This is a genomic window from Bradyrhizobium sp. P2_E8, assembly GCF_056403875.1.
Window position 1 is genome coordinate 1 of record NZ_JBFUES010000321.1, and the last position, 7,306, is coordinate 7,306.

Annotated in this window: 9 protein-coding genes; 1 reads left to right on the forward strand and 8 read right to left on the reverse strand. The window is 66.0% G+C overall.

Going from position 1 to position 7,306, the window contains the following annotated elements; genetic code table 11:
• The 3 genes from AC1D00_RS18960 to AC1D00_RS18970 form a co-directional block, all read right to left on the reverse strand.
• Positions 1 to 154 (reverse strand): TIGR02301 family protein (locus AC1D00_RS18960; protein ID WP_477011714.1); only part of this gene is annotated, 154 nt, incomplete at its 3' end.
• 44 nt (positions 155 to 198) lie between these two features.
• On the reverse strand, positions 199 to 633 hold the full coding sequence (locus AC1D00_RS18965) for an NUDIX hydrolase (protein WP_477011711.1): 435 nt from the start codon (positions 631 to 633) through the stop codon (positions 199 to 201).
• Positions 634 to 695: 62 nt separating this feature from the next.
• Positions 696 to 1,196 carry a hypothetical protein gene (locus tag AC1D00_RS18970; protein ID WP_027543584.1) on the reverse strand — a complete coding sequence of 167 codons (501 nt, stop codon included), beginning with the start codon at positions 1,194 to 1,196 and terminating at the stop codon, positions 696 to 698.
• Between the two features lie 63 nt (positions 1,197 to 1,259).
• On the opposite strand from AC1D00_RS18970, the gene AC1D00_RS18975 reads away from it, so the two are divergent.
• Positions 1,260 to 2,024 carry an SOS response-associated peptidase gene (locus tag AC1D00_RS18975; RefSeq protein ID WP_404558457.1) on the forward strand — a complete coding sequence of 255 codons (765 nt, stop codon included), beginning with the start codon at positions 1,260 to 1,262 and terminating at the stop codon, positions 2,022 to 2,024.
• Between the two features lie 181 nt (positions 2,025 to 2,205).
• Here the strand turns inward: AC1D00_RS18975 and AC1D00_RS18980 are convergent, their stop codons facing one another.
• The 5 genes from AC1D00_RS18980 to AC1D00_RS19000 all read right to left on the reverse strand — a co-directional run bounded on the left by AC1D00_RS18980 (position 2,206) and on the right by AC1D00_RS19000 (position 7,213).
• Positions 2,206 to 3,399 (reverse strand): CaiB/BaiF CoA transferase family protein, encoded by a 1,194-nt coding sequence (locus AC1D00_RS18980; RefSeq protein ID WP_477011712.1) that lies wholly within the window; start codon positions 3,397 to 3,399, stop codon positions 2,206 to 2,208.
• A gap of 36 nt (positions 3,400 to 3,435) precedes the next feature.
• The gene (locus AC1D00_RS18985) at positions 3,436 to 4,365 is read right to left on the reverse strand and encodes a glycine/sarcosine/betaine reductase selenoprotein B family protein (protein ID WP_135179109.1); all 930 of its coding nucleotides are present in this window, start codon (positions 4,363 to 4,365) and stop codon (positions 3,436 to 3,438) included.
• A 381-nt stretch (positions 4,366 to 4,746) separates the two neighbouring features.
• On the reverse strand, positions 4,747 to 5,328 hold the full coding sequence (locus AC1D00_RS18990) for an NUDIX hydrolase (RefSeq protein ID WP_404558454.1): 582 nt from the start codon (positions 5,326 to 5,328) through the stop codon (positions 4,747 to 4,749).
• Positions 5,329 to 5,348: 20 nt separating this feature from the next.
• The gene (locus AC1D00_RS18995; RefSeq protein ID WP_404559171.1) at positions 5,349 to 5,783 is read right to left on the reverse strand and encodes a GNAT family acetyltransferase; all 435 of its coding nucleotides are present in this window, start codon (positions 5,781 to 5,783) and stop codon (positions 5,349 to 5,351) included.
• 2 nt (positions 5,784 to 5,785) lie between these two features.
• Positions 5,786 to 7,213 carry an FAD-binding oxidoreductase gene (locus tag AC1D00_RS19000; RefSeq protein WP_477011713.1) on the reverse strand — a complete coding sequence of 476 codons (1,428 nt, stop codon included), beginning with the start codon at positions 7,211 to 7,213 and terminating at the stop codon, positions 5,786 to 5,788.
• Positions 7,214 to 7,306: the final 93 nt, after the last annotated feature.

The following is a 7,306-nucleotide window of genomic DNA, read 5'->3' on the forward strand; positions in this document are numbered from 1 at the left end:
ACCCGCAGATGCCGCGCAAGTAGTGCAGGCCGCCGAGGATCTCCGCCAGCCGCTGCAAATCGGCGTCAAACGGCGCCGCCACGTCCTGGGCCCTCGTGGGCACGGAGGCGCAGGCGAGAATCAGGGCGAAAATGGCCAGAAATCGCGTGGACATCGGCGGGTGTATGCCCCCTCAGGGCGGCGGGCGCAAGGCGGGGGTCAGTGTCCGATCAGGCGCGCGGCGGACTGGATGACCTCCTCCAGCCCCCCGGTCAGCTTGAGATCGCCGAGGCTCGCCAGGGCATCCGGGGCGATCCAGCGGTAGTCGTCGAGCTCGTCGTTCAAAACCGGCTCCCGGGCCGCCCAGCGGGCGGCAAAGGACATGATCAGGTAATGGCCGGCGCCGGCCGTCGCCGGCAGCACCTCGCGCCAGCCGGCAAGGCCGATGATCTCGATTGTAAGCCCGGTTTCCTCATCCACCTCGCGCACCAGGGCCTGGTGCAGCGATTCGCCGAACTCGACCCGGCCGCCGGGCAGCGAATAGAACCCCTTGGCGGGCGAGCGGGCGCGGCGGGTCAGAAGTACCTTGCCGTCACGAAAAATCGCCGCGCTGACCGCGATCTGGGGACGCTGGGGCTGGACGACTGCGGACATCTTCTTAGAGGACCTGGTTCTTAAAGGACTTCTTAGAGGACCTGGTTCTTAAAGGACCTGGCTCAGTTCGACATGATGGTGTCGACGTCGGCTTCCGCCCCGCCATTGATGATGCCGCCGCAGGCGGCGATCAGCGGCTTGACCCAGAGGGTGGCCTGCTCGGCCAGGCGGACGCGGGTCGTGTCCTTCTCGACCTCGCGCATGGCCGAGCCGACCGCGGTCAGGATCGAGGTCATGGTGTCGGTGATGTGGTCGAACTGCGCGCGCACGTTGGGATCGGCCTTCTCATAGGCTTCGATGGCGAGGTCGCGCGCCTTGAAGTTCGACGCCGTGAAATGCTCCGCATAGGACAGCGGCGACCAGGTCAGAAAGTCTTCGGCGCATTCCGGCATGTCCGGCACCATTTCGAGCAGCATCACGGCTTCATTGAAATGGTTGAGATAGTCGGTGGCAAGCCCGGTCCGCGGGTTGATGTTGGCCACGCGCAGCCGTTCGGCCCAGGCCGCAGCCTCGGGGCCCGTCTGTACATGCGCCCGCGCGGGTTGGGAGGCCATTGAGCTCATCCGCCGCAGTGTTAACGTTCGGGGTTAAAAGGACCTGAACGGACCCTATATAGATACCCAACGATGTGTGGACGCTTCGTCATAACTTCGGCCCCCGCGGCTTTGCGGCAACTCTTCGGCTATGTCGAGCAGCCGAATTTCCCGCCCCGGTACAATGTCGCCCCGACACAACCGATTCCGGTCGTATTGGTCGAGAACGGCGCGCGCCATTTCCGCCTGATGCGCTGGGGGCTGCTGCCCGGCTGGGTCAAGGACCCCAAGGGGTTTACGCTCCTGATCAATGCCCGCTCGGAGACGGTGCTGGAGAAGCCCGCCTTCAAACGCGCGATTCGCCGGCGGCGCGGCCTGATCCCGGCTGACGGGTACTACGAGTGGAAGGCGGTGGATGGCCGCAAGCAGCCGTTCTTCATCCATCGGGCCGACGGCGCGCCGCTCGGCTTTGCCGCGGTGTTCGAGACCTGGGCCGGGCCGAACGGCGAGGAGCTCGATACGGTCGCGATCGTCACGGCGGCGGCGGGCGAGGACCTTGCGACGCTGCATGACCGCGTGCCCGTCACCATCAGCCCGGGTGATTTCGAGCGCTGGCTCGACATAAGGGGCGACGAGGTCGACGCGATCCTGCCGCTGATGGCCGCCCCGCGCATCGGCGAATTCGCCTGGCACCCGGTCTCCACCCGCGTCAACCGCGTCGCCAATGACGACGATCAGCTGCCCTTGCCGATCAGCGCGGAGGAGATCGAGGCGGAGGTGGAGGCGTCGAAGCCGAAGCGCGCGGTGCGGAAGGCTGCGGCGGGATCGGCGGATGACGGGCAGGGGTCGCTGTTTTAGATGTGATCGAAATTCGACTGCAGCCTCAAATTCCGCTGTCGTCCCAGCGAAGGCCGGGACCCATACCCCCAGGGAGAAGTTGTGGCGCGAGATGGTCGTGGGCAATCTTCGCCAAAATGAATTCGGTGGCTATGGGTCCCGGCTTTCGCCGGGACGACAGGGCAGTTTGTAGCTCCAGCCCTCACACAATCTCCCTTGCCCTCAACGCCGCAATCTCCGCCGCATCGAACCCCAGCTCTCCCAGCACTGCATCCGTATCCGCGCCCAGCTCCGGTGCCATCCGGTCCAGCTTGCCGCCGCCATGCGCGAGCTTGAATCCGCTGCCGGCAAAGCGCAGGCGGCCGTAGGGCGTATCCAGCTCCTGGATCGCACCGCGCGCCTTGATCTGCGGATGATCGATCACCTCCTCGACCTTCCAGATGCTGGCGCAGGGCGCGCCGGCGTCTTCCAGAATCGTCTCCCACTCGCGCGCCGGCCTTGCCGCGAGGGCCGCCTCGATGATGGCGCGCAGCGCAGGCTCGTTCTCGTTGCGCGCGAACCAGTCGGCAAAGCGCGGATCGGACAGCGTATCCTCGCGGCCGAGCGCGCTCATCAGCGCGCGGTACTGCTTCTCGTTGTTGACGGCGAGCAGGATGTGGCCGTCGCCGCATTTGAACAAATTCGCCGTGGTCCGGCGGCTCACGGCCTGGTTGCCTGACAGCTGCTGGCGATGGCCCGCGACCGACCAGTCCGCGATCTGTCCTGACAGAAATGCCATCGTCGCCTCCAGCATGGAGACGTCGACGAACTGCCCCTTGCCGGTGCGGTCGCGCTGGTACAGCGCGCTCGATACGCCGAACGCAGCCGTGGCGCCCGAGAGCACGTCGCAGACCGCAAAGCCCGCGCGCGTCGGTCCCGTCTCGGGGTGGCCCGTGATCGCCATGATGCCCGACAGCGCCTGCATCTTGCCGTCATAGCCGGGCCGTAAACGGTCCGGGCCGGTCTGGCCGAAGCCTGATACGGCGCAATAGATCAGCTTTGGACTGATCGCGGACAGCGCCTCGTAGCCGATGCCGAGCTTGTCCATCACGCCCGGGCGGAAGTTTTCCATGACGACGTCGACCCGGGCGGCGAGCTTCTTCACGATGGCGATCGCATCGGGCTTCTGCAAATCCAGCGTCAGGCTGCGCTTGTTGCCGTTGATGGCCTGGAACGCCGGCGCCAGCCCGCGCTCGGCCCATTCGCGGCTGAGCGGCGTGCGGCGCATGTCCTCGCCCTCGCGCCGCTCGACCTTGATGATTTCGGCACCCAGGAGCGCGAGCTGGTAGCTCGCATAGGGGCCGGCCAGCACTTGCGTGAAATCCAGGATCTTCACGCCCTCGAACGGTCGCGTCACGTCGCTCTCCCTTTTTGTTTTGGTTGTCGGGGGACGTCAGGCGGCGCGGTTGCCGCGCGCGATCTCCTTCTGCTTGTCGAACTCGGCGCGGCGGCGCGCCAGCTCTTCCGGCGAGAGCTGCGCGACATTGTTGTAGTCGAGCTTCCAGGAGGCATCCTCGCTCCAGCGCAGCGGCGACTGCATCGTCGTCTGCGGGCCGCTCGCGGTCTCGAGCAGCCGAAGCGCCAGCTCGAGCGACTGCGCCTGCGAGGTGACGTCGTGCGGCTTGCCGGCGGAATTGCCGAGCGGGAAGTCGGAGAACAGGAAGCGCGGCACGGCGGCGTGCTCGATGATGTCCTTGGCGCAGCCCATGATCACGGTCGGAATGCCGTTCCGCTCCAGGTGCCGCGCCACCAGCGCGGTGGTCTGGTGGCAGACCGGGCAGTTCGGCACCAGCACCGCGGCATCGACCTTGTCGGCAAGACAGCGCGCCAGAATCTCCGGCGCATCGGTGTCGAGGGTGACGCGATGGCTGCGATTGGTCGGCGCGCCGAAGAAGCGCGGAGCCACCTCGCCAATCCGGCCCGCGGCCGATGCCTTCAGGAGCTGCGGCAGCGGAAACCAGGTTCCGCTGTCGGTCGCCGAGGTGTGCTTGCGGTCGTAGCCGATATGCGAGATGCGCAAATCGTGCTGCTCGGCGGTGTCGCCGTCGTAGACCTGGTAGAATTTCGCGCTGCCGTTATACACCGCGCCCGGCCCCTGGTCGCCCTTGGTCGGATCGAACGGCGCAGCCGTGGTGATGATGGTGACGCGCGATTGCGAAAGCTGCTTCTTCAGCGGCTGGAACGGTGCCTCGGTGTGATGCGCCCAGCGGTACGGCGTGGTGTAGCCGATTGCGGCGTAATAGTCCCGGGTGCGCTGCATATAGGGGACGGGAGCATCGTAGTCGGGCGCAAAGCCGAATTCGTCGTCGCGCGAAGCGGACATGGGCGCGTCTCCTGGTTCTTGTTGAGAGGCAGACTAGAGATAGTCGGCGGTGAGCTCAACGGGGGAGGGGCGGCGCAGGCCAGAATTGCAGATGAGGATGGTGCGGCGTTGATGGTGCCGCTTACCCTTCCCCTCAGGGCAGGGCGATCGCATTTAAGGCCGTTGCTCTGCGGCTCATCCTTCGAGACGCCCGCCTTTGGCGGGCCCTCAGGATGAGGACGGAGGGCGCAGCAGCAATTTTCGACCGGCAAAGATTCCGCTTAGCCTCATCCTGAGGAGACCGCGGAGCGGTCATCTCGAAGGACGAGGCGCGCGCTCCGGCCCTGCCAAAAAGTCATATGCGATTACCCTCCCTCTCCAGGGAAGGGTGAAGAGCGTCAGCTACCTGAACACATGCAGCGCCGCGTATTGCAGCAGCATGATCGCCTTGGCGTCGATGATCCGTCCGTCCGCGATCATCGCCAGCGCCTCGTCGATGGAAAGCTCCAGCACCTCGATGTCCTCGCCCTCATGCTCGAGGCCCCCGCCGTCGCTGACGCGCATCTCCGGCTCGTATTCGGCGACGAAGAAATGCAGTTTTTCGGTGATGGCGCCGGGGCTCATGAAGGCCTCGAACACCTTGTGGACGTGGTGCAGGCGATACCCGGTTTCCTCCTCGGCCTCGGCGCGGATGCGCACCTCGGGAGAGGCATCGTCGAGCACGCCGGCGGCCGCCTCGATCAGGAGATCGTCGTAGCCGCGGATGAACGCCGGCAGGCGGAACTGGCGCACCAGGATCACGGTGCGCCGTGCGCGATTATAAGGCAGCACGGCGGCGGCGTTGTCGCGTTCATAGGTTTCCCGGTGCTGCGTCTGCCACTCGCCATTGGCGCGCCGGTATTCGAACGTCGTGTTCTTCAGGATGGTCCAGTTGTCGGAGAGCACGCGGACGTCCTTGATGCGGACGCGGTCGGAAATGGTCATTGCTGTTTTCCGGGTGAGAACTAACGGGGCTGCCCGCGGCCGTCGAGCCACTTCTGGAACATCACCGAGGTGGATTCCTCGAAGCCCAGCGACTGGTAGAACGCATTGGCCTGCGCGTTCTCGCGGCGAACCAGGAGCTGGAGCTTGGCGATGCCCGCCTGGCGCAGCCAGTCCTCGGCCGCCGCCATGATCACCCGGCCAAAACCGCGCTTGCGGCCTTCAGGATCGACGGCGACGTAATAGACCCAGCCGCGGTGGCCGTCATGGCCGACCATGACGGTGGCGACGATCGCGCTGCCATCGCGGCCGACCAGCACGGTCGAGTTGTCGCGCCGCCGCGCCAGCGCGATGTCGGCATGCGGGTCATTCCAGGGGCGCGTCAGGCCGCAGCGCTGCCACAGCGCGACGACCGGTTCGACGTCGGCGTCGCTGATCGCGTCGATCGTGAGGGACATGCTCACAGTACCTTCCCCGGATTCATGATGCCGAGCGGGTCGAGCATCGCCTTGATCGACCGCATCAGCTCGATCGCGGTCTTGTCCTTCACCTCGGGCAGCTCGTCGCGCTTGAGCACGCCGATGCCGTGCTCGGCGGAGATCGAGCCGCCCATGCGCAGCACGATCTCGAACACCACCGCATTCATCTCGTGCCAGCGCGCCAGGTAATCCGCGGTGTTGGCGCCGATGGGCTCGCTGACATTGTAGTGCAGATTGCCGTCGCCGAGATGGCCGAACGGCACCGGCCGCGCGCCGGGGATCAGCTTCACGACCGCGGCATTGGCTTCGTCGATGAAGGCGGGCACGGCGGCGACGGGAACGGAGATGTCATGCTTGATCGAGCCGCCCTCCGGCTTCTGCGCCGACGACATCTCCTCGCGCAGCTTCCAGAAGCCGTTGCGCTGGGTGAGGTTGGCCGCGATCACCGCGTCGTCGACGATCTCGTCCTCCATGGCGCGGGTCAGGATCGCCTCCAGCGGCGTGCGGGCATCCTCGCCGGGGGAGGACAATTCCATCAGCACGTACCAGGGATGTTTTGCTTCCAGCGGATCGCGCACGTCGATGCCGTGGCGGACCGAGAAGTCGACCGCCATCTCCGACAGCAGCTCGAAGCTCGTCAGCGCGTTCGCGGCTTCGCCCTGCGCGATCGTCAGCAGCTTCAGCGCCGCGGCCGGCGACTTCAGCCCGACGAACGCCGTCTCGACCGCCCGTGGCTTGGGGAAGAGCTTCAACGTCGCCGCCGTGATGATGCCGAGCGTGCCTTCGGCGCCGATGAAGAGGTTGTGCAGATTGTAGCCGGTGTTGTCCTTCTTCAGCTTCGACAGCACGTTGAGCACGCGCCCGTCGGCGAGCACGACTTCCAGCCCCAGCGCCATCTCGCGCGCGACGCCATAGGCGAGCGCGGCGGTGCCGCCGGCATTGGTCGAGAGATTGCCGCCGATGGTGCAGCTGCCTTCGGCGCCGAGCGAGAGCGGAAACAGCCGGTCCACGTCGGCGGCCTTCTGCTGCGCGATCTGCAGCACCACGCCGGCCTCGCAGGTCATGGTGTTGGAGGCGGTGTCGACCTCGCGGATCTTGTCGAGCCGCCGCAGCGACACCACTACCTCGCCATTGTGCGGGGTCTGGCCGCCGACGAGCCCGGTGTTGCCGCCCTGCGGCACCAGCGCGATTCGGTGCGCGGAAGCGAGCTTGCAGATCGCGGAGACTTCCGCGGTCGATCCCGGACGCAGCACTAGCGGCGAGCGGCCGTGGAACAGGTTGCGCTCCTCGGTGACGTAAGCCTCGATGTCGGCCGCATCCGTGATCGCATGGCGGTCGCCGACGATCTTGCGGAATTGTTCGATCAGCTCGGGCGCAAGCGGAGGAGTGGCAGATTTGTTGATGTTCATTGTCTCGTCTCTACTTCGCTCTTGTCTCTTGCACCTGATCTTATCGGAGAACCGCTACACACTTTTCGCTAGCGCGGCCCGCCGGGTCCGGAT

What these genes read in the sequence shown, in the direction of transcription:
- AC1D00_RS18965 (WP_477011711.1), bottom strand. Translation starts at nt 633, where the DNA reads ATGTCCGCAGTCGTCCAGCCCCAGCGTCCCCAGATCGCGGTCAGCGCG.
- AC1D00_RS18970 (WP_027543584.1), bottom strand. Translation starts at nt 1,196, where the DNA reads ATGAGCTCAATGGCCTCCCAACCCGCGCGGGCGCATGTACAGACGGGC.
- AC1D00_RS18975 (WP_404558457.1), top strand. Translation starts at nt 1,260, where the DNA reads ATGTGTGGACGCTTCGTCATAACTTCGGCCCCCGCGGCTTTGCGGCAA.
- AC1D00_RS18985 (WP_135179109.1), bottom strand. Translation starts at nt 4,365, where the DNA reads ATGTCCGCTTCGCGCGACGACGAATTCGGCTTTGCGCCCGACTACGAT.
- AC1D00_RS18990 (WP_404558454.1), bottom strand. Translation starts at nt 5,328, where the DNA reads ATGACCATTTCCGACCGCGTCCGCATCAAGGACGTCCGCGTGCTCTCC.
- AC1D00_RS18995 (WP_404559171.1), bottom strand. Translation starts at nt 5,783, where the DNA reads ATGTCCCTCACGATCGACGCGATCAGCGACGCCGACGTCGAACCGGTC.
- AC1D00_RS19000 (WP_477011713.1), bottom strand. Translation starts at nt 7,213, where the DNA reads ATGAACATCAACAAATCTGCCACTCCTCCGCTTGCGCCCGAGCTGATC.